The organism is Gordonia sp. SGD-V-85 (assembly GCF_001456905.1).
GTDB lineage: Bacteria > Actinomycetota > Actinomycetes > Mycobacteriales > Mycobacteriaceae > Gordonia > Gordonia hongkongensis.
In genome coordinates this window covers 125,564-145,549 of record NZ_LNQO01000008.1, presented here as the reverse complement: position 1 = coordinate 145,549, position 19,986 = coordinate 125,564, and the positions used below count along the sequence as shown (strand labels likewise).

At 67.0% G+C, this 19,986-nt stretch carries 18 protein-coding genes and 1 pseudogene; 12 read left to right on the top strand and 7 right to left on the bottom strand.

The annotated features are described in order from the left end of the window. Positions 1-28: 28 nt before the first annotated feature. Together AS181_RS11855 and AS181_RS11850 are read right to left on the bottom strand one after the other, a co-directional pair. The gene (locus AS181_RS11855) at positions 29-955 is read right to left on the bottom strand and encodes an ABC transporter permease (RefSeq protein WP_058251802.1); all 927 of its coding nucleotides are present in this window, start codon (positions 953-955) and stop codon (positions 29-31) included. A 17-nt stretch (positions 956-972) separates the two neighbouring features. Then, on the bottom strand, positions 973-2,547 hold the full coding sequence (locus AS181_RS11850; RefSeq protein ID WP_058251801.1) for an ABC transporter substrate-binding protein: 1,575 nt from the start codon (positions 2,545-2,547) through the stop codon (positions 973-975). Positions 2,548-2,917: 370 nt separating this feature from the next. Here AS181_RS11850 and AS181_RS11845 point away from each other — a divergent pair, with 370 nt between their 5' ends. Together AS181_RS11845 and AS181_RS11840 are read left to right on the top strand one after the other, a co-directional pair. Next, positions 2,918-3,958 (top strand): 2-hydroxyacid dehydrogenase, encoded by a 1,041-nt coding sequence (locus AS181_RS11845; protein ID WP_058251800.1) that lies wholly within the window; start codon positions 2,918-2,920, stop codon positions 3,956-3,958. Further along, positions 3,958-4,353 (top strand): universal stress protein, encoded by a 396-nt coding sequence (locus AS181_RS11840; protein WP_058251799.1) that lies wholly within the window; start codon positions 3,958-3,960, stop codon positions 4,351-4,353. The genes AS181_RS11845 and AS181_RS11840 overlap by 1 nt, the downstream gene beginning before the upstream one ends. A 139-nt stretch (positions 4,354-4,492) precedes the next feature. On the opposite strand, the gene AS181_RS11835 is transcribed toward AS181_RS11840, so the two are convergent. The 4 genes from AS181_RS11835 to AS181_RS11820 all read right to left on the bottom strand — a co-directional run bounded on the left by AS181_RS11835 (position 4,493) and on the right by AS181_RS11820 (position 9,386). Then, the gene (locus tag AS181_RS11835) at positions 4,493-5,386 is read right to left on the bottom strand and encodes a LysR substrate-binding domain-containing protein (protein WP_058251798.1); all 894 of its coding nucleotides are present in this window, start codon (positions 5,384-5,386) and stop codon (positions 4,493-4,495) included. An 88-nt stretch (positions 5,387-5,474) separates the two neighbouring features. Further along, positions 5,475-6,800, bottom strand: coding sequence for a glucarate dehydratase family protein (locus AS181_RS11830; RefSeq protein ID WP_058251868.1), 1,326 nt, complete (start codon positions 6,798-6,800; stop codon positions 5,475-5,477). A gap of 18 nt (positions 6,801-6,818) precedes the next feature. After that, positions 6,819-7,751 (bottom strand): 5-dehydro-4-deoxyglucarate dehydratase, encoded by a 933-nt coding sequence (locus tag AS181_RS11825; protein WP_058251797.1) that lies wholly within the window; start codon positions 7,749-7,751, stop codon positions 6,819-6,821. 24 nt (positions 7,752-7,775) lie between these two features. Next, positions 7,776-9,386 carry an aldehyde dehydrogenase (NADP(+)) gene (locus AS181_RS11820; RefSeq protein WP_058251796.1) on the bottom strand — a complete coding sequence of 537 codons (1,611 nt, stop codon included), beginning with the start codon at positions 9,384-9,386 and terminating at the stop codon, positions 7,776-7,778. Positions 9,387-9,795: 409 nt separating this feature from the next. Here AS181_RS11820 and AS181_RS11815 point away from each other — a divergent pair, with 409 nt between their 5' ends. From AS181_RS11815 to AS181_RS11780, 8 genes and pseudogenes are all read left to right on the top strand, one after another. Next, on the top strand, positions 9,796-10,395 hold the full coding sequence (locus AS181_RS11815) for a hypothetical protein (RefSeq protein ID WP_058251795.1): 600 nt from the start codon (positions 9,796-9,798) through the stop codon (positions 10,393-10,395). Between the two features lie 1,291 nt (positions 10,396-11,686). Continuing rightward, complete coding sequence (locus tag AS181_RS11810; protein WP_058251794.1) at positions 11,687-12,946, top strand: HNH endonuclease signature motif containing protein; 1,260 nt, start codon at positions 11,687-11,689, stop codon at positions 12,944-12,946. A 225-nt stretch (positions 12,947-13,171) separates the two neighbouring features. Further along, on the top strand, positions 13,172-13,378 hold the full coding sequence (locus AS181_RS11805) for a hypothetical protein (protein WP_058251793.1): 207 nt from the start codon (positions 13,172-13,174) through the stop codon (positions 13,376-13,378). Between the two features lie 66 nt (positions 13,379-13,444). Further along, complete coding sequence (locus AS181_RS11800; RefSeq protein ID WP_058251792.1) at positions 13,445-14,680, top strand: alkane 1-monooxygenase; 1,236 nt, start codon at positions 13,445-13,447, stop codon at positions 14,678-14,680. Continuing rightward, a pseudogene (locus AS181_RS25720) lies at positions 14,677-14,847 on the top strand (rubredoxin); the annotation flags it as partial. The gene AS181_RS11800 and the pseudogene AS181_RS25720, both read left to right, overlap by 4 nt. 74 nt (positions 14,848-14,921) lie before the next feature. Further along, positions 14,922-15,101, top strand: coding sequence for a rubredoxin (locus AS181_RS11790; RefSeq protein WP_058251790.1), 180 nt, complete (start codon positions 14,922-14,924; stop codon positions 15,099-15,101). Further along, a complete protein-coding gene (locus AS181_RS11785; protein WP_058251789.1) occupies positions 15,098-16,303 on the top strand; it encodes an NAD(P)/FAD-dependent oxidoreductase in 1,206 nt (401 codons plus the stop codon). The genes AS181_RS11790 and AS181_RS11785 overlap by 4 nt, the downstream gene beginning before the upstream one ends. Further along, positions 16,300-16,902, top strand: a complete 603-nt coding sequence (locus AS181_RS11780; RefSeq protein ID WP_058251788.1) for a TetR family transcriptional regulator — start codon at positions 16,300-16,302, stop codon at positions 16,900-16,902. The genes AS181_RS11785 and AS181_RS11780 overlap by 4 nt, the downstream gene beginning before the upstream one ends. Positions 16,903-16,904: 2 nt before the next feature. Here the strand turns inward: AS181_RS11780 and AS181_RS11775 are convergent, their stop codons facing one another. After that, positions 16,905-18,434, bottom strand: a complete 1,530-nt coding sequence (locus AS181_RS11775; protein ID WP_416259059.1) for a phospholipase D-like domain-containing protein — start codon at positions 18,432-18,434, stop codon at positions 16,905-16,907. 149 nt (positions 18,435-18,583) lie between these two features. Between AS181_RS11775 and AS181_RS11770 the strand changes: the two genes are divergently transcribed. Both AS181_RS11770 and AS181_RS11765 read left to right on the top strand, forming a co-directional pair. Continuing rightward, positions 18,584-19,177, top strand: coding sequence for a CHAP domain-containing protein (locus tag AS181_RS11770; RefSeq protein WP_058251867.1), 594 nt, complete (start codon positions 18,584-18,586; stop codon positions 19,175-19,177). A gap of 2 nt (positions 19,178-19,179) precedes the next feature. Beyond that, the gene (locus AS181_RS11765; protein ID WP_058251786.1) at positions 19,180-19,815 is read left to right on the top strand and encodes a DUF2461 domain-containing protein; all 636 of its coding nucleotides are present in this window, start codon (positions 19,180-19,182) and stop codon (positions 19,813-19,815) included. Positions 19,816-19,986 lie beyond the last annotated feature (171 nt).

Below are 19,986 nucleotides of genomic sequence, written 5' to 3'. Positions count from 1 at the left end.
GTGTCGGTACTCCTCTGGTCGCCGGCGACTAGACCGTGGCCTTGTCACGAACGCGGGGGTCAAGCAGGGCGAGACCGGCGTCGATGACGATGTTCAGGATGAAGATGCTGATGGCGGTGAGGAGCACCGCCGCCTGCAGGACCGCGAAGTCGCGTTGCAGGATCGAATCGATCATCAGCTTGCCGATGCCGGGCCATCCGAAGATGGCCTCGACGATGACCGCACCGTTGATCAGGCCGACCGCGAGATCGCCCGCGACGGTGAGGGCGGGTGCGGCCGCGTTGCGCAGGGCGTGATGGGTGACGATCCGCAGATCCCCGGCGCCCTTGCTGCGTGCGACCTTGACATACGGGGCCGCCAGCGCGGAGACCATGGCCCCGCGCACCACCTGGGTGAGCACGCCGAGCGGTCGGATCATCAGGGTCGCGATGGGCAGTACCCAGGCCAGGGTTCCGCCGGTGCCCGATGTCGGCAGCCAGCCGAAGACGACCGCGAAGATCCAGATCCCGGTGATCGCGAACCAGAAGTCGGGGACGCTGGCCGCGGTCATCGACAGCAGGCTCGAGAAGCGGTCGGCGAGCGAGTTCGGTCGGTAGGCCGCCCAGCAACCGATGACGATCGAGCCGAGGACGGACAGCACGAGCGTGACGAAGGCGAGCTGCAGAGTCGCCGGGAACGCTGCGAGCGCCATGCTCGCCGCCTGCTGACCGGTCTTCAGTGACTCACCGAAGTCGAGGTGGAAGACGCCGGCGAGGTAGTCGGTCATCTGTTGCCAGATCGGTTTGTCGAGCCCGTTCGCGGCGGCGAACTCGGCGCGCTGCTCCGGGGTCGCGGAGACCGGGAGGTAGAGATTGGTGGGGTCGCCGGTGAGCCGGGCCATGAAGAACACGCCGAACAAGACGATGATCAGCGGGATCAGGCTGGTGAACATCCGGCGCCGGAGGAAGGTGAGCATCGGTCATCGCCTCTGTTTCAGTCGTTCTGGGCTGGCGCGTGGGTCATCTCGGCGAGACGCATCTCGTCACCGGTGGCCGAATTGGGCCGGTAGGCAACACGATTCGCTTTCGCGAGAACTGCTTGCATGTGTGCGATATACGCGTACTGGCGGATCTCGCGCGGCTCGGTGGCCAGCACCGCGGCGAGTGCGTTCTGACGGGCCGGGCCGGTGAGGGCCTCGGCGGCGCGGATCTGTTCGTCGTAGGCGGCTGTGCCGTAAGTGCTCTGGTAGCCGTCGGACAGCATGTACTGGTCGAGGGTGAATTGGGTGTCACCGGCCTGGTTGCCGTGCATGATCATCAGCAGCACAGGCCCCGACCCGGGTACGAAAGGCCTTGTCTGATACTGCATCTGACCTGATGTGTCCATCATCTCGATCTTGACGTCCAGCCCGATCTTGCTGAGCGTGAACTGCAGGTTCTCGATGGTCTCGTTGATCTTGGGGAACTGACCGGTTCGGCCGATGAGGCGGATGGTTCGGTCGACCGGGACACCATCCGCCCGTGCTTCGTCGACCAACCCTTTCGCACGGTCGAGGTCGTACGGCGTCGGGGTGAGCTGATCGTTGTAGCCGACGATGCCTTTGCCGACCAACTGCGCTGCCGGCGTGCCGAGGCCCTGGAACAGCGCGTCGACGATGCCGGCGCGATTGACGGAGAGGTCGATGGCCTCGCGCACCCGATAGTCGTTCAGCGGGGCATCGGTGGCCTGCATCCGCAGCGCGGTCGTCTCGTTGTTGGTGTAGGCGATACCCAATTCGCCTGCGCCGTCTTCCGGCCCCAGTGACGTGGCGACGTCCGCCTCGTCGTTGGTCACCATCGCGGCACGGACGCTGCCCTCGGCGCGCCACTGGTACACGGCGCGGGTGAACTCCGGCGCATCGCCGTGATAGTTCGGATTCGCCTTGAGCGCGACCCGCTGTCCGGAATCCCAGAAGTCCACCATGTAAGGGCCGGTTCCGATCGGCACCCGCACCTTGTCGTCGGCGACGGTGGTACGCGGGACGATCTCGATGAAGGAGAGACGCAGCGGAAGGATCGGGTCGGGTGTCTCCGTGCGGACCTCGATGGTGTCGGGGTCGACCACAGTCACCTCGCGGGTGGTGTCGTCGAAGACGTAGCCGTTGACGTCACAGCCGATCGCGCCGTTGAACGTGCGGCGAATCGAGAACGCGGCATCCTCGGCGTCGAACGGCTGCCCGTTGCTGAACCGGATACCCGTGGCCGTGGTGAAGCGCCATACGTTCGGTTCGACCTGGGTCCATTCGGTCGCGAGACTCGGCTCGAGCGCACCACTGTCGGGGTTCCGTTCGATGAGCGGCTCGGTGATGTTGGACCGCACGACGACGCCGGTCGCCGTCAGCGAGGCATCGCAGGGTTCCAGCGTGGGCGGCTCTTGGGGCAGGACTATGCGCAGGGTGTCCGGGGAAGCGCTCTCGCCGGCTGTCGTGTTGGCGACGCTGCAACCACTGGCCGCGAGCGCGGCCACCGCGGACAGGACCAGCAGACACCCGGCGGGGCGCTTCCGGGATCGCAGATGTGCGATCTGCATGGGGACCTCCGATGAGAGAAAGACTGCGAGTGATCTCGCGGTGGGCTCGACCGCGTTTGTGACGGTAGACACACGCTATGAGCGTCGCGATGACGGCGTCAACAGCACAAAAGCCCAGCAAAAGGCCGTTTCGACGGGTTTTGGCTCCGTCCGGGGAGTGCCAGGCGGAGCGCGTGCGAGACCAGAAACAGCCGCTGACCTGACGGTTCTCCTGACCGACGTGCCAGACACCGAATCGACGACGCCGCATCCATACTGTTTGAGTATCGATCCATGTTATTTGCGTGTTGGACAGGTATCCGTGAGCGCTTCTAGCGTGGAGTCATCCACCGAAGGACCGGTCTGTGTCCTGCACTCCTGGAGGTCAAGCATGACGAGCAGTACGGCCGGCACCGCGACGGCAACGGAAACCATTGGACTGAAGGACCTTTCGTCGTTCCACGGCTCTGTTCTCCGCGTCGGCCCGCTGAAGCCCTCGCTCGAGGAGCGTCTCGAAGGTACCTACGGCGCCCCGCGACTGCCCGATGACCGAGAGGCGCGGAAGGCCTTCCTCGCGCGCAACGCCGACGCAGTGACCGCGGTCGTGACCTCGGGACGAACCGGGGTGGACGCCGGCTTGATGGCCGAGCTCCCGAACCTCGGCGCCATCGTCCATTTCGGCGTCGGTTACGACACCACCGACGTCACCCGTGCCGCCGAGCTCGGCATCGGCGTCAGCAACACCCCGGACGTCCTCACCGACTGCGTCGCCGACACCGCAGTCGGACTACTCCTCGACACGATGCGCGGACTCGCCGCGGCCGATCGGTTCGTCCGGGCCGGCCGCTGGCCCGTGGAAGGCAACGTTCCGCTCACCCGGAAGGTCTCCGGCACCGACGTCGGCATCCTCGGGCTGGGCCGTATCGGCTCGGCGATCGCCCACCGCCTGACCGCCTTCGGGTGCCGGATCGCCTACCACAACCGCCGTCCCATCGACGGCTCACCGTATCGCTACGCGGCGTCGCCGGCCGAGCTCGCCACCCGCGTCGACGTACTGATCGTGGCCGCCGCCGGCGGTGCCGACACGCGCCATCTCGTCAACCGGGACGTCCTCGAGTCGCTGGGCGCCGACGGCTTCCTCATCAATGTGGCGCGCGGCAGCGTCGTCGACGAGGACGCCCTCGTCGACGTGCTGCGGCGCGGCCGACTGGCCGGCGCCGGGCTCGACGTGTTCGCGCACGAGCCGGAGGTGCCCGAGGCGCTGCTGGCCATGGACAACGTCGTACTTCTCCCCCACCTCGCGAGCGGAACGGTCGAGACACGTGCCGCCATGGAGGAACTCACCCTCGCCAACCTCGAGACCTTCCTGCGTACCGGTGACCTGTCGACACCGGTCGTCGCACCGAATCACGCTCTGCGAAAGGACATCTGATGTCTGTCGTCCTCAGCTACCTACCGACACCCGAGGGGCGCGGCGCACTCCCGTTCGGCTTCGCCGAGGCCCGCATGCGCGGCACCGGCGTCGTGATCGTCGCCGATGGTGACAACGCCTCGTCGCCGGAGTTCCTGGTCGACCTGGAGAACGCGCGCGAGGTGGCTCAGGCCGGTGACGTCGACTACCGTGTCGCCGAGAACGATCCGGGCCTCTCGCACGCCGACCAACTCATCGACGCATCGTACGACGACGCAGCGGAGCTCCTGGTGATCGGCCAGCGCAGGCGTTCACCGGTCGGAAAACTGCTGACCGGCAGCGTCGTCCAGCGTGTGCTGCTCGACGCACAGTGCCCGGTGGTCGCGGTCAAACCGCCCGTGCGCGCCGCGGTCTGATCGGGCTTTTCCACCGCAACCACTGCTGGTCGAGCAGCGTCGAACGAGCGAAGCGAGTCCGCCGCGCCCGTCGAGGCCACCGAGGTGAGGTCGTCGACGAGTTCAGGTGCACAGCCGACGAACTCGATCGAGGTCGCCGTCAGATCCATTCACGTTCGGGTAGAACATCTCTCATCAACCGCGCGAGTGCCGGGTTGGTGTTGTCCGCGCGCCAGGCGACGTTCATCTGCACCGGACGATCGCGGATCGCGGTCACCTCTTTGAACACCACCCCGTCGGGATGCATCGTCATCGCCGATTCCGGCACCAGCGCCATCCCCAGCCCGGAATGCACGAGGACCAGCATCGTGTGCACCTGCGTCACGTACTGGACGTAGCGTGGCGAGGCCCCCACCGCAGTGAATGTGCTGATCAGCAGTTCGTTGAAGTAGCGCGCGTCCGTGGGCGAGTACATGATGACCGCCTGGCCGTCGAAGTCCTCGATCGCCAGGTGCTCGACGCCGGCGAACTCGTGATCGGCAGGCAGTGCCGCGACGAGCCGCTCATGATGCAGCGGACGGGAATTCACGCCCGGCCGCGAGATCGGCGGCCGCACGATACCGAGGTCGAGGTCGCCGCGGACCAAGGCCTCGACCTGGGCGACGGTCACCATCTCCCGCAGCACGAGGCGCACGTCCGGCAGTCTCTCACGGGCGGTCTGCATGAGCCGGGGCAACACCGCCCGCGCCGAGGCACCCGTGAAACCGATGTTCACGGTGCCCAGGTCGCCCGCAGGCACCCGACGCACGGTCAGGGCCGCCCCCTCGGCGAGCGCGACGATCCGCCGCGCGTCAGGCAGGAAGGCCGCCCCGGCCGCCGTCAGCGACACCGCACGACTGCTGCGCTCGATGAGCTGAACTCCGAGTTCGTGTTCGAGCTGCTGGATCTGGCGACTCAACGGCGGCTGGGTCATGTGCAACCGCTCGGCCGCTCGGCCGAAATGCAGCTCCTCGGCGACCGCGATGAAGCAGGACAGGCGCGACAGAGAGAACATCGATCCACTTTCGGCATCGTAACCCGGCAATCTGCGGGGTGGTGTGGATGACGCTAGACCACTTCTCGGCTGTCGGTCGAGGGTTCGTTCACCACCGCGGGCTGGTGTTCCGGAAGCCCGGATCGATGGACTGCATGTAGCCGGTGTCGTCGCGATCCCGGATGCCGCAGTCGAGGTATTGCTGGTGCAGGGCCTCCAGCGCCTCGTCGTCGAGTTCGACGCCCAGACCCGGGCCGGTCGGGACCGTCACCGCACCGTCGACGATGTCCAGCACACCGGGCTTCACCACGTCCTCGGTCTTCCAGGGCCAGTGTGTGTCGCAGGCATACGTGAGGTTGGGCGTCGCAGACGCCAGATGCACCATCGCGGCGAGGCTGATACCCAGGTGCGAGTTGGAGTGCATCGACAGCGCCAGCCCGAAGGTCTCGCAGATGCCACCGAGCAGCCGTGAGCGTTGCAGGCCACCCCAGTAGTGATGGTCGGACAACACGACCGAGACCGACCTCTGTCGCACCGCGGGTTCGAGGTGATCGAAGGCCACGACGCACATGTTGGTCGCGAGCGGCATCCTCGCCTGCTCGGCAACCCGTGCCATACCGTCGAGGCCCGGGGTCGGGTCCTCCAGATACTCGACGATCCCCTCGAGTTCTGCTGCGACTCGCACCGAGGTCTCGACGGTCCAGGCGGCATTGGGGTCGAGGCGCAAGGGCACACCGGGGAATTCGGCGTGCAGCGCCTTGATCGCGGCGATCTCCTCGTCGGGGTCGAACACCCCGCCCTTGAGCTTGATCGCGGTGAACCCGTAGCGGTCGATCATGCGGTGTGCCTGCCGGATCAACCCGCTCGGGTCGATCGCCTCACCCCATTCGTCCGGCAGACCGTTGGCTCCGACGGCACCGGGGTGGGCCGCCCATTTGTAGAACAGATAAGCGCTGAACGGAACCCGGTCGCGCACGCTTCCGCCCAGCAGGTCGCTGACCGGCCGGCCGAGAGTCTTCCCCTGGATGTCCAGGCAGGCCACCTCGAATGGTGAGAAGACGCGGTCGGTGGTGCTGGCGGTGGTGATCATCCCGGCCACCCCGTCACCACCGGTGACGGCCAGTGTCGAGATCCGGGCGTCGATGGCCTCCCGGAGGCGGTGTAGGGCGAAGACGTCGAGGCCGATGATCGCCTTGGCAGCCGCCTCCATACGCGCGAGATGGGCGGTGTCCGCGTAAGTTTCACCGAGCCCGCGCACACCGTCGGCGGTGTCGATCACGATGATCGCCCGAAGCGCGTAGGGCTGATGAACGCCAACGGTGTTGAGGAGCGGCGGGTCGACGAAGGCGACCGGAGTGACGGTCACCTTCGTGATCGTGGTGTCGGTCCGGTGGCCGGCGACCGAGGGGTGTCCGACCCGGGGCGTGTCGATCATGTTGGTCGTCATGGCTTCTCAGACCGCTGCTTGAACGGCGAGCGTGCTCGCCAGGACTGCCCGGCCCGCGGCGGTGATCCGCTCGAGTTCGGCCTTGTGCTCGGGAGTCGGCTGGACCAGGGGCGCCCGTACGGGGCCAGCCTCGATGCCCTCCATCGTCACGCCGTGCTTCACGAGGGCGACGGCATATCCCGGCACCTTGTTGCGCAGACGGACCAACGGATGGAAGAAGTCCCGCAGCAGCGCCTCGGTCAGCTCGACGTCGCCGTTCTCCAGCGAGTTGTAGAAGGCGAGGGCCAGCTCGGGAGCGAAGGCGAACGTCGCCGACGAATACAGGGTGACGCCGATGGCGCGGTAGGCCTGCTGTGTGATCTCGGCGGTGGGCAGACCGTTGAAGAACAGGAACTCCTTCGTGTCACCGAGCGCCTCCTTCACCGCGATGACGATGCGCGACACGTTGTCGAGGTCACCCGTGCCGTCCTTGAACCCGATGACGGTCGGCAGCTCGGCGACCTCGACCGCCGACACCTCGTCGAACACCGCATTGCCGCGGTTGTAGACGATGAGCGGCAGATCGGTGGCCGCCGCGACGGATCGTGTGTACTCGGCGAGGCCGGCGGGCGGCATCGTCACCAGATACGGGGGCAGCAGCAGGACACCGTCGGCACCATTGGCTTTCGCGCTCACCGCGAACTCCTTGGCCTGGACCAGGGAACCACCGGCGCCGGCGAACACCGGGACACGGCCCGCGACGGTCTCGACCGCGCAGCGGACGATCCGGCCGAACTCCTCGAGTCCGAGTGCGTGGAACTCGCCGGTGCCGCAGGCGATGAACACGCCGCCGGGGCCGGCTGCCACCCCGCGGTCGATGTGTTCGGCGAGGCGCCGGTAGTCGACCTCTCCGGTGCTGTCGAAAGGTGTGACGGGGAAGAACAAGACGCCGTTGAGCATTGGGACTCCTTGGATGGGTGTGGTTCAGTCGCGGATGAGTTCGCCGTCGACGCGGCGCCAGATGTGTTCGGGGTTTCCGTCGGCAATCGGCTGTGGCAGCAGTGCCGCTGGGACGTCCTGGTACGCCACCGGTCGCAGGAACCGCTCGATGGCGAGCGACCCGACGCTGGTGGAACGGCTGTCGGAGGTGGACGGATACGGGCCGCCGTGGACCATTGCGTGGCCGACCTCGACACCGGTGGGCCACCCGTTGAACAGAATCCGACCGGCCTTGAGCTCGAGCTCCTCGAGCAGGTCGCGGGCGTCGTCGTGGTCGGAGGTCGCGGCATGGATGGTCGCTGTCAGCTGACCTTCGAGCTCGGCAGCAACCTCGCGCACCTGCTTCAGGTCCCGGCAGCGCACGACAAGGCTCGACGACCCGAAGATCTCCTGCTGCAACGTCTTCGACGCGAGGAAGGTCTCGGCGTCCGTACCGAAGAGCGCGGCCCGGCATTCATTCGGCCCGGCCGCATCCGTGGACCGAGCCAGAACATCGGCGGCGGACACGAATTCGTCCACCCCCGTCGCGTAGCTCGCGGCGATCCCCGGGGTCAGCATCGGCGTGGGGTTCGACGCGGAGATCGCTTCGGAAGCTGCGGCGACAAAGGCGTCGAGGCCTGGGCCGTCGACGGCGATGACGAGGCCGGGGTTGGTGCAGAACTGGCCCGACCCCATCGTCAGCGAGCCCACGAACGCACGGCCAAGGGCTGCCGCGTCGTCTCGCAGCGCACCTTCGAGCGGGAAGACCGGGTTGATCGAACTCATCTCCGCATACACCGGGATGGGCTCGGGTCGCGATGCGGCTGCGGCAACGAGAGCTGTTCCACCCGAACGAGATCCGGTGAAGCCGACCGCCTTGATGCGTGGGTCGGTGACAAGTGCGATGCCGATCTCACGACCGGTGCCGTACAGCAACGAGAACGTACCCGCGGGCATACCGGTGGCGACGATCGCGTCAGTGATCAGCTGGCCGACCAGTTCCGAGGTACCAGGGTGTGCGTCGTGCGCCTTGACCACCACCGGACACCCGGCGGCGAGCGCCGACGCGGTGTCTCCGCCGGCGACGGAGAACGCGAGCGGGAAGTTGCTGGCGCCGAACACGGCCACGGGGCCGAGAGGAACTTTGCGTTGCCGGATGTCGGCGCGCGGCAGCGGAGTGCGGTCCGGGCGCGCGGGGTCAATGCGCGCCCCGTGCCAGCTGCCTTCGCGGAGTACAGACGCGAACAGACGGAGTTGACCGGATGTGCGACCGACCTCGCCGGTGATACGTGCGGCCGGGAGTCCGGTCTCTGCGACGGCGCGCTCCACGAGGACCTCGGTCGCGGCGTCGAGGTTGTCGGCGATCGTCGAGAGGAAGTGCGCCCGGCCTTCGGAGGAGGTGGCTCGGTACGGTCCGAAGGCGGCCGCTGCAGCCGCGGTGGCTCGGACCACATCGGCCACGGTGCCGTGTGCGTAGGCGGGCAACAGCCGCGCGTCCGTCGTGGGGTCGATGCCGTATACGGCGCCTCCTGAGCCCGTCACCCGTTCACCCGCGATGATCAGCTGTCCGGTGAGGTCTTGCGTCGTCGACGGTGCGGGCTGCTGCGCAATGGTCATCGTGATCCCATCCCTGGAGTTGACGTTCCGCCGAGGTGGCCATGCCGCCGTGCCACCCGGAAGCCTCATCTACCTCGATGGCGGCTCACCGTCGGCGCCGGTCTGCCGGAGCACTCGGCCTTGTCCTGACCGTAGAACCGGCCATCCATTCATGTCCAAGTCAATTAGTGGCAGCATCAATGCTGGCAATGAATCGATGCAGATGAGTCGACCACGACCAGAGCCTTGGAACACCTGACTGACGCGTCATCCGGGCGACCCACACCGGGACTCCTGACGGACGAAACCGGACGTGTGATGGGACAATCACAGCGCCGAACCCGACATAACGCGCATGGACCGACCCGGTGTGTGCGCCGATCGCCGGACCGGACACACCACCACTCGACGAAAGCGGACCACAGAACCAATGAAGCGCATTCGCCTCCTCGCCATCATGGCCCTGGCCATCTCGGCACTGACCATCTCCTTCGGCACCGCCAACGGCGCCCCCGCGCCTGCCCTGCCGTCCCACCACTCGAGCGCCTCCGCCGATGGGTCCTCGATCGTGTCCAAGCTGAGCAACGCCACGTTCGTCGCGGGCGAGCAGGAACTGCGGGTCGTCGACTCCCGCGGCCGGACCATCGAACGGATCGGGCTCGTGCTGCCGTTCGACGGGGCCGCGGTCCCGATGCGCGCGCAGGTCTCCGCCGACCGCACCCAGGCGACGTTCACGCCGATCCTCTCCCCCGAGGCGCGTGCGGCGATCGCAGCCGGGGTTCGCCCGGCGTCGGCGAAGAAGGACCGGGCCTATCAGCAGATGATCTGGCACATCACCAACGGCTGGAACCGCGGCGGCAACGTCACCACCGCCATCGGCGCGCTCGCCGGCCTCGTCATCGGCTGCATCGTCATCGTCGGCTGCGTCTGGGGCGCCGGCGTCGGCGCTGCGATCGGTGCGGTCATCGGCATCAACAACGGTGACCCCCGCGCCGCGCAGTCGATCCTGGACTGGATCAACACCCCGTAAGACCAGCGAGCAGGGCCTCGCTACTCGGGTCCCAGATGCTGCAGAATCCCCAACTCCGCGTGCGGGGTTGGGGATTTTCTGCTTCTTCCGGCTTGCGGACGCGCGTTCGGCGGTGGGCCCGGCATGCACCGTGCCCTAGAAGGTCGGCGGCCGTCAGTGACCGTGTCGGCAATCGGCGCCGAACGCCCGACCCGGTCAAGCGCGCTTCTCGACAATGCGGAGCGCGTGTCCAGTCCGGTGGCGACGTCGCTACCTGGCCGCTGAGATGCAGCAGACCAATGAGTTCTCACGTCGCCGAGCCCCTCGATGACCCGCCGAACCTGACCGGCCCGGGCCCGATGATGGGTTGATCGATGTACGTCACGGCTCGTTCCGTCAACGAGTTCACCGCCGCGCACACTGGTGGAGGTCGGTGCGGGCTCTCTCGACCCACGTGCTCCCGCCGACAATTCGTCGCCGAAAAAACTTTCCGCGAACCGAGTTCGGCGCACCGCGAGACGGGGTTTGCCCGGACGACTGGACATCGACCCGACGTCTATCGACTTCAACCGACCCGAACCCGTCGACGACCTCCGGCATCGGATCGGACGGAGACCGCCGGATACCTGTCCGACCACGACCTCACCACCCAGGACCCGGCGGGTCACCGCGACCAGAGAACACCGGGTCGTAGCCCCGCCGCGCACTTACCCGCGGGGCGCCACAAGAGAGCCTCACCGGAGCAGGCCGAGACCCGCCGGCCGGCCACACCCGAGGGACACGCCCTCAACAGCCAACGCGCCCACATCGGTACCTGAAAAGGGCGTCACCGACGCAACAGTTGCGGTAGGCGACGTCACGGTGACACAGCTGTTCCACCTCGAACCCTGCCGACTTTCCGCCCGGGTAGGCGGCACGACGGCTCCCCCGGTCCTACGTATGCCTGCACCATCGAGGCGACCGTTTCGACGACCCAGTCAGTGTCTCGGCGACAGCCATTCCCGCATACTCAGCGGCATCTGAAATCGCTGAGCGCTGAGCCGGACGATACCCTTCGGCCCCCAACACATATCGCCGTTACCTTCCGCACGCCGGCCACGCCAGTCCGGTCGCCTCCTGGGACGTCGAGACTGCTCCACCAGCAAAAAATGCGCGCCCGTCCGGGCGTACTCGAAAACTGGAGTGACTTGAACCGGCCACTGACCACGAGAAGCGCACAGTCAACGCCATCAGACGCACAGTGAACGAAATATGCTGCACAGTAGATGAATTCGCGGTTCTCGGCTTGTGGAATTTCCTCGAAATCGAACGGATGTTCCTGTACTGTGGAGTCATGCCAGAGCTCGCCACTCTCCTCGATCAGCTCATCGAGACCACCCCGCCCGCCGACGACCCAACCGGCAGAGCAACATTCGACTCCCTCGACACGTGGCGTCTGATCCGCAACCTTGCTGACCATCAGATCGCCACGCACGCAGCGCAACTCGACGCCCTCGGTGTCGCACAGAAGGCCGGAAGCACCACCAAGAAACTGCTGATCGAGTCAGGCCACGCACCGGCCGCCGCGCACCGCACCATGCGAAGCGTCGATGCGTTGCCGGGGTTGCCTGCGCTGTCTCGTCATGCCGCTGACGGGCGGCTGTCCGGCGAGGTCGTCGATGCCATCGTCCGCGGCATGAACGAGATCGAAAAACGGTGTGGTGACGCTCTTCCCGAGGGGGAACGCTCCCGGTATGAGATCGAACTCATCGCCCAAGCACTATCCGGTGCAACACCGACCGAAGTGCTCAAGCATGCTCACGCCATCAGCAACGCCCTCGCCGACGCCTCTGACGCCGGAACCCCAGCGTCGGACGATGCACGCTTGAACTCGGTGAACGCGCACACCACCGACGACGGCCGCGTCGAGGTGCGTGCCGACCTCACCCAGGTCGTGGGTGAGAAGTTCCTGGCCATGATCGACGAACGGTCCTGCCCACGGCCCGAACCCGACGGCGCCGAGGATCGACGCACCGCAGAGCAGCGTCGCGCCGACGCTTTCGAGTTGATCCTCGACCAAGCAGCGATCGGCGCGAGCATCGACACCGTCGGAAGCCCACGCACCCAATTGATGCTGACGATCCCCGCGACCGGAGACCTCGCAACACTGCCGTGGACCGGAACCGTCAGCCAACCTACAGCCCGACAGGTCTCATGTGACGGATCCTTGACCGAGATCATCCTCAATGGCGAAGGCGTGCCGCTGCAGATGGGCCACACCCACCGCTTGTTCCCGGCGCACCTGCGCAAAGCAATGATCGTCCGCGACGCCTGCTGCATCAAATGCGGTGCGCCACCGTCACATACCCAGGTCCACCACATCAAGCCGTGGGCCGACGGCGGACCCACCGACCTCGACAACGGCTGCCTGCTCTGCCAACGCTGCCATACGCAGGTCCACCACCACGGCTGGGACATCGTGATGGGTTTCGACCGACACCCTTGGCTCGTCCCACCCCCCAGTATTGACCCACACCGCCGACCGTTACCCGCCTACAACCGACGCACCATGCGCCTCGACGACGCCGCCTGACTCCACCCTTCCGACACACACCTCACGCGCCGCACCCGGGCCAAACCCGGGACCGCATCTGTACTTTGACAACTCCACAGCGGAACACGACCGACCCGCTCCCACTCGACCTGTCGAGCGGGAGCGGGTTCCGGGCAGCCGAACCCGAACTCGGCGGCGACCACAGGAACAGGCCTCGGACCAGCACCACGACAGCGAGCAGCGCTCCGCCCCTGCGGAGCCGTGATGGGCAAGACCTCGGCCGTGGCCATGGACCAGCTCAAGGTGCTCGTGTTCACCAACGTGCGAACCGACGGGGTCGACTCGACGACCGAGATGAAGGACAGGGTGGTCTCGAAGACCCCGGCAGCGGCGAGCGACCTTCCTGCCGCCCAGGTCCCCGTCGGACGTCCCCGCACCAACGCTTCTTTACAAATAGACGTCAATGTCTAGACAACGGACATTGTCGCGGTTAATGTCTAGTAGCGTAGAACACAGCCCGCCCAGACAGGAGCGCGTATGAGTACCGCACCGACCCCGTTCACCGCGGACGACTCCCCCGCCGAGTGGAAGGACCGCAAACGCCATCTCTGGCTGCTCGGCCTGATCCCGCCGACGTCGATCTTTCTCGCAATGGGTCTCGTCGCCGGCTTCAATGCGATCGGCCACGGTTTCGACGTCGTGTCGCCGGTGTGGTGGTGGATCGGACCGCTACTCGTCTACGTTCTGCTCCCGATCCTCGACGTGTTCTTCGGGCCCGACGGATCGAATCCGCCCGAAGAGCTGATGGAGCAGCTGGAGAACGACAAGTACTACCGCTACTGCACGTACGTGTACATCCCGTTCCAGCTCGCGAGTCTCGTGATGGCCTGCTACCTGTGGACGGCCGACGACCTCAGTTGGCTCGGCATCGACGGCGGGCTCGGGCTCGCGTCGAAGATCGGGCTGGCGCTGTCGATCGGCGCGATGGGCGGGATCGGAATCAACACCGCTCACGAACTGGGGCACAAGAAGGACGATCTGGAACGCTGGTTGTCGAAGATCACTCTCGCCCAGACGTTTTACGGTCACTTCTACATCGAGCACAACCGTGGGCACCACGTGCGGGTCGCGACGCCCGAAGATCCGGCCAGCTCCCGTTTCGGAGAGTCGTTCTGGCGCTTCCTCCCCCGTAGCGTCTGGGGAAGCCTCACGTCCTCCGTCGAGCTCGAACGCAAACGCCTCGAGCGGGCGGGCAAGCCCTTCTGGCATCCGAGCAACGACGTCCTCAACGCATGGGCGATGTCGATCGTGCTGTGGGGGGCGCTCACCGCGATCTTCGGCTGGGAGATCCTCCCCTTCCTCGTGATCCAGGCCGTCTACGGTTTCTCACTGCTGGAGACCGTGAACTACCTCGAGCACTACGGTCTACTCCGCCAGAAGACGCGGACCGGCCGCTACGAGCGGTGCACGCCCGAGCACAGCTGGAACTCCGACCACATCTGCACCAACATCTTCCTGTACCACCTCCAGCGCCACAGCGATCACCATGCGAACCCCACCCGGAGGTATCAGACCCTGCGCAGCTTCGACGGCGCGCCCAACCTGCCGAGCGGATACGCGAGCATGATCACGCTCGCCTACTTCCCACCGATCTGGCGGCGTGTGATGGACAAGCGGGTGCTCGACCACTACGACGGAGACGTCGAACGGATCAACATCGCACCGCACCGCCGCGAACGCGTCCTGGCCGAGCACGGGGTGTCGCCGCGATGAGCACCTTCCGTTGTCCGGTCTGCGATTACGTCTACGACGAGACCGTCGGCGCTCCCCGGGAGGGCTTCCCGCCCGGCACCCCCTGGGCCACCATTCCCGACGACTGGCCGTGCCCCGACTGCGGCGTGCGGGAGAAGATCGACTTCCTCGGCGCCGGGAGCGAAGCGAGCGGGCCGGATGATCTCGGCGCCGGGAGCGAAGCGAGCGGGCCGGATGAAATCAGCGAAGGGAACTCTGTGCGATGAACTTCAAGCTCTTCCGTTGTGAGGTCTGCGGTTTCGAGTACGACGAAGAACTAGGTTGGCCGGAGGACGGCATCGAGCCGGGCACCCGCTGGGCCGACATCCCCGACGACTGGAGCTGCCCGGACTGCGGTGCGGCCAAGGCCGATTTCGAGATGGTCGAGGTAGCCCGTCCGTGAGCGCCGTTCGCACCGGCACCACCCGGGGCGGTTCGGTGGTGATCGTCGGCACCGGCGTAGCTGGCATCACGGCTGCGGAGTCGCTGCGTTCCAACGGTTTCGACGGAACAATCACCGTGTTCGGGGACGAGCCACAACTCCCCTACCGTCGAACGGCGCTGAGCAAGAACCTCGTCGACGGCGACCTGACGGACGCCAAGATCACGCTCCGTCCGCCCGGGTACTGGTCGGATCGGGGCATCGAGATCGTGACCTCGACGCGCGTCGCCGACGTCGACGCCTCGTCGCGGCGGGTCTGCCTCGCCGACTCCTCCCAAGTGGATTACGACGCGCTGGTCCTGGCCACCGGAGGGCGTGCCCGGCGACTCCCCGGCACGACGTCGTCCCCGCTCGCCCTGCGCACCCGGCACGACGCGGCGGAGCTCCGGCACGCGATCCAGGACGGGCCGGTGATCGTTCTCGGCGGCGGACTGATCGGACTGGAGATCGCCGCAGCCGTGGCGTCGACCGGAGACGGTTCGCGCGTCACCGTCATCGAGCGCGAGACGTCGCTGTTGTCGCGGATCGTTCCGGCAACGGTGGCCGAGGCGGTGGCGACCCTGCACCGGGAACGCGGGGTGCAGATCCTCACCGGCGTGGTGCCCACCACGATCACCGCCGAGTCCGTGACGTTGGCGGACGGGCGGACGTTGACCGGAACGGTGATCAGCGCGATCGGAATGGAGCCCGATCTCGAATTACCGCACAGCGCAGGGATTCCCGTCGATGCGGCCGGGATCGTCGTCGACGATTTGCTGCGAACCCGAGTCCCCGGCGTCTACGCGGCTGGCGACGTCGCAGCGCGGCCCCATCCGTTGACGGGCGCACCGATGCGTGCCGAGCAGTGGCTCACCGCGACCGAGCACGGCAGACTGGTCGCCATGACGATCGCCGCCGACCTCGGGCTGGACACCGGCATCAGCACTGCGGTACCGCGTGTGCCACTGGCCTGGACGATGCAGTACACGACCAACATCCAGATCGTCGGGTGGCCGACATCGGGAGATCGTGTGGAGGTCGACCTGGACGACTCCTGCTCTGTCGTGCGGGCTTTCGCCGGAAGTCGTCTCGTTGGCGCGGTCTGCCTGGGCAGGGGCGGCTCGGGACGATCCCTGCGCGCCGAGATCGAGTCATCTCTCCAGCCGGTCGGTGCGCACGGATGACGACTCGCAACTATGCGCAGGACAGCAAAGCCCTGCTGCACAAGTCGCTGCTCGACGGACTGCACGACCTGCTGCTGGACCGGGACTGGGCGGCGGTGCGCATGTCCGATGTCGCCGCCGCGACGGGGGTCAGCCGCCAGACCGTCTACAACGAGTTCGGCTCCCGTTACGGCCTCGCGCAGGGCTACGCGGTGCGGTTGGCGGGCCGTTTCGCCGGCCATGTCGCAGACTCACTGGCGAATTCGGTCGGCGACGTCACCGAGGCCCTGCACAAGGGTTTCGGTGAATTCTTCGCCGGGGTCGCCACCGACCCGCTGATCGCCTCGCTGCTGTCCGGCGAGGCCAAACCCGATCTGATGAAGCTGATCACCACTGATGCGGCACCGATCATCACCACGGCCGCCGACCGGCTGGCCGAGGCCTTCCGCGAGTCCGAGTGGCTGTCGATGCCGGAGTCCGACGTCGTGCGGATCTCGCGCGCGATCACCAGGATGGCGCTGAGTTACATCGCGATGCCCCCGGAGGGCGATCGCGACGTCGCATCCGACCTCGCCGAGGTCATCGCCCCCGCCATCGAGGCGGCCCGCACGCGGATGTGACGTCAGCGCCGCAGCAGGTTCCGCGTGCCTCGACGGATCACCGCGCGGTAGATGCGGTCGATCGTGCCGATCCGCGCGTCCTCCGGGTCCACGAGTTCGTTCTCCGCGATGACAGACTCCTCGCCGTCGATCGTCTCGTGATCGAATGCCTCGACTGTCCGGCCCGGGCCGGTCAGCCGATCGACCGCCCCGACGAGCGAATTCTCCTGTGCCACGGCATCGTCGAACACCTCGTGGTCGACGCCCAGATGCTCGGACAACAACCGCGTGCGCATGGACAGGATCGTCTCGCGCAGGTCGCCGTCGGCAGGGTCGTTCGGATCGGCCTCGATGGCGACGTCACACTCGCTGTCGAATCCGAGCGACCGGTTGTTGAGGTTCGAGGACCCGATGCGCAGGAGGACGTCGTCGACGATGAGCACCTTGGCGTGCACGTAGATCGGGTCCCCCTCGGCGGTCACCGGGTAGAAGGCACGGAATCTGTCGTACTTGTCAGCGCGCCACAGGAGTTGCAGGAGCCTGTGCCGCGCACCGTCCATGGCGAGCCGTTCCATTGGACTGTCCGCATGCCTCGGCAGCACCAGGACGATCTCGGGCCCGTCGGGCTCGGCGAGCCGTTCCGCCAGCGCGTCCGCGACCTCGCGCGCCGCCAGGTACTGGCTCTCTATGTAGATCGTGCGGCGGGCCGCGGCGAAGGCCGCACGGTACAGGCGCCGGATCTCCTCGACCTGGGGCCGGTCGTCGTACTGCGGAATCGTCCGGGCCACCGCGACGTCGCAGTCGGTGAACGTGACGTCGAGATCCGTCGGCCAGATGTCGGGGCCGTCGGTGTCGACGAGGGGTTTGAGGCTCTCGCCGGTGGCGGCCTCCCACCGGTCGAGAGCGACGGACGCGACCACGCGCGCGGCGTCGCCGTCGAGGGCGACCGTGGCGTCATGCCAGGGCCCATGCGGTCGGCCATCGGGGTCCCGGCGGAACTCGTTGTGCGACAGATGTTCCGAAGTGTCCCACCGGTTCACCGTCATGTCGATGCCGCCACAGAACGCGAACTGGTCGTCGATCACCGCGATCTTCTGATGATGCGCGGCGGAGACCGGGTGGGCGGCGTCGATCCGGTAGTGCAGACGACGGCCGGTGAGCAGATCCTGGACGAAGGGCGGCGCGACTCCGCGCAGGATGCCGGTGAACGCGCCGGTGCTCCAGCGCAGGACGTAGATCTCCAGTTCCGGACGGTTGTCGATGAGCCACCGCAGGAAGTTCCCGAGCACGTCGGGGACCTCGTCGTCGGCGGTCCGCGGATCGAGCCGGATCCGGGTGTCCACGTCCCAACCGATGAGGACGATGCGGCGCCGGGCCTGCAGCAACGCCGACTTGGCGTGCAGGAAGTAGTCCGCCGCGTCGACGATGCATGCGACGCGGTCGGCGGTCGCGATCTCCCGGCACGTGTCCCCGGCACGCAGGATCGGCTCGTGATCTGACTCGTCCACCGCGTTCGCTCCTTGAATCGCCTTGGCCCCCCGACCGGCGCCCATTGTGCCAAGCGCGCATGTCGCCCGCGCGGGCGAGGCGCCGGGCGAACGCCGGCGGGGACGAGGAACGAGGCGCGGCCACGGCGCCGATGCCTACACTCGTCGAGGTGAGCGCCGACACGACTGCCGACCGACCCGCAGACGGTGCGGGCATGCGCCCGGTGCGTCGACGTGGTCGGCGGACGGTGATCGCCGCGGCGCTGGTCGTGATCGTCGTCGCGGGCGTCGGTCTCGTCGCGTGGCGGGCCGTACCCGAACGGTGGTTGCCCTGGGACACCGCCGAGTTCCCGCAGGTCGACGCGTCCGAGCTGACTCCGGATCAGCTGCGGATCGTCGAAGCGGTTCGCCACGAACACGCCGTTCAGCGCCCGGGGACGTTCTACTCCGAGGGTGTCGACGAGCCGTGGTGCGCGAACTTCGTGAGCTGGATCATGCGTTCGGCGGGTCGCCCGCTGGTCAACCCCAACTCCGGCCACTGGCGCATTCCCGGCGTGTACACACTGCAGGAGTACTACGAGGCAGACAACCGTTTCGAGGCCGTCGGTGACTACACGCCCCGGGTGGGCGACGTCGTGCTCTACGACCGGTCCTCCCGATTCGGCCAGCACACCAACATTGTCGTCGCAGTCGACGGCGACACCGCGGTCACGGTGGGCGGCAACGAGATGGGCCGCATCCGCATCCACTCGCTGGACTGGCAATCCGACGGCGGTGTCCTCGGCTTCGGACGCGTCCTGCCGGAGTGACGATGACAGACTTCACGGGATTCACCGAAGCCGCACTCGACTTCTACGACGACCTGGAGATCGACAACTCCAAGGCGTTCTGGGAAGACCACAAGGACGTCTATCGTTCCGCGGTCGCCGAGCCCATGCGAGCCCTCACCGACGCGCTGGCCGACGAGTTCGGCCCGGCCAAGATCTTCCGGCCGTATCGCGACGTCCGATTCTCGAAGGACAAGACGCCGTACAAGACCCACCAGGGCGCATTCGTCGCCGTGGCCCCGGCCACCGGGTACTACGTGCAGATCGGCGCACCGGGTGTTCGCGTCGGCGCGGGCTTCTACGAGGCCACCCCGGCCCGGCTCGCCGAGATTCGGAAGTCCATCGACCACGACCGCAGCGGACCCGAGCTCGAGAGCCTGCTCCGGCGGCTCACGGGGGACGGCTGGGAGATCGCCGGGGACCGGCTGAAGACCGCACCTCGCGGGTACGACGTCGCTCACCCGCGGATCGAACTACTTCGCCACCGATCGCTGTCGGTGGGGCGGGACTACGGATTCGACCAGATCATCCATTCCGCGGAACTCGTCGATCGGGTGCGGCGGGACTGGCGGGCGACGGTCCCGCTCGTCGAATGGATCGCGGTCCGCACCGGTAGCTGAGAGCCCGCACCGACCGGTCCGCGCGACACATGGAAACGATCAGACGGCGACTTCGACGGTTGGCGCGCGCGTGCGACGGGAGGCGGGTGATACTGGTCGCCGACCGCGTCCGAGATCCGAGGACGATCACAGGCACCCGGGTGGACCTCCGATGACGATCCGAGTTTGTGA

Excerpts from the sequence above, each read along its gene's own strand:
- AS181_RS11855 (WP_058251802.1), bottom strand. The coding sequence starts at position 955 with ATGCTCACCTTCCTCCGGCGCCGGATGTTCACCAGCCTGATCCCGCTG.
- AS181_RS11850 (WP_058251801.1), bottom strand. The coding sequence starts at position 2,547 with ATGCAGATCGCACATCTGCGATCCCGGAAGCGCCCCGCCGGGTGTCTG.
- AS181_RS11845 (WP_058251800.1), top strand. The coding sequence starts at position 2,918 with ATGACGAGCAGTACGGCCGGCACCGCGACGGCAACGGAAACCATTGGA.
- AS181_RS11840 (WP_058251799.1), top strand. The coding sequence starts at position 3,958 with ATGTCTGTCGTCCTCAGCTACCTACCGACACCCGAGGGGCGCGGCGCA.
- AS181_RS11835 (WP_058251798.1), bottom strand. The coding sequence starts at position 5,386 with ATGTTCTCTCTGTCGCGCCTGTCCTGCTTCATCGCGGTCGCCGAGGAG.
- AS181_RS11830 (WP_058251868.1), bottom strand. The coding sequence starts at position 6,800 with ATGATCGACACGCCCCGGGTCGGACACCCCTCGGTCGCCGGCCACCGG.
- AS181_RS11825 (WP_058251797.1), bottom strand. The coding sequence starts at position 7,751 with ATGCTCAACGGCGTCTTGTTCTTCCCCGTCACACCTTTCGACAGCACC.
- AS181_RS11820 (WP_058251796.1), bottom strand. The coding sequence starts at position 9,386 with ATGACCATTGCGCAGCAGCCCGCACCGTCGACGACGCAAGACCTCACC.
- AS181_RS11815 (WP_058251795.1), top strand. The coding sequence starts at position 9,796 with ATGAAGCGCATTCGCCTCCTCGCCATCATGGCCCTGGCCATCTCGGCA.
- AS181_RS11810 (WP_058251794.1), top strand. The coding sequence starts at position 11,687 with ATGTTCCTGTACTGTGGAGTCATGCCAGAGCTCGCCACTCTCCTCGAT.
- AS181_RS11805 (WP_058251793.1), top strand. The coding sequence starts at position 13,172 with ATGGGCAAGACCTCGGCCGTGGCCATGGACCAGCTCAAGGTGCTCGTG.
- AS181_RS11800 (WP_058251792.1), top strand. The coding sequence starts at position 13,445 with ATGAGTACCGCACCGACCCCGTTCACCGCGGACGACTCCCCCGCCGAG.
- AS181_RS11790 (WP_058251790.1), top strand. The coding sequence starts at position 14,922 with ATGAACTTCAAGCTCTTCCGTTGTGAGGTCTGCGGTTTCGAGTACGAC.
- AS181_RS11780 (WP_058251788.1), top strand. The coding sequence starts at position 16,300 with ATGACGACTCGCAACTATGCGCAGGACAGCAAAGCCCTGCTGCACAAG.
- AS181_RS11775 (WP_416259059.1), bottom strand. The coding sequence starts at position 18,434 with ATGGGCGCCGGTCGGGGGGCCAAGGCGATTCAAGGAGCGAACGCGGTG.
- AS181_RS11770 (WP_058251867.1), top strand. The coding sequence starts at position 18,584 with ATGCGCCCGGTGCGTCGACGTGGTCGGCGGACGGTGATCGCCGCGGCG.
- AS181_RS11765 (WP_058251786.1), top strand. The coding sequence starts at position 19,180 with ATGACAGACTTCACGGGATTCACCGAAGCCGCACTCGACTTCTACGAC.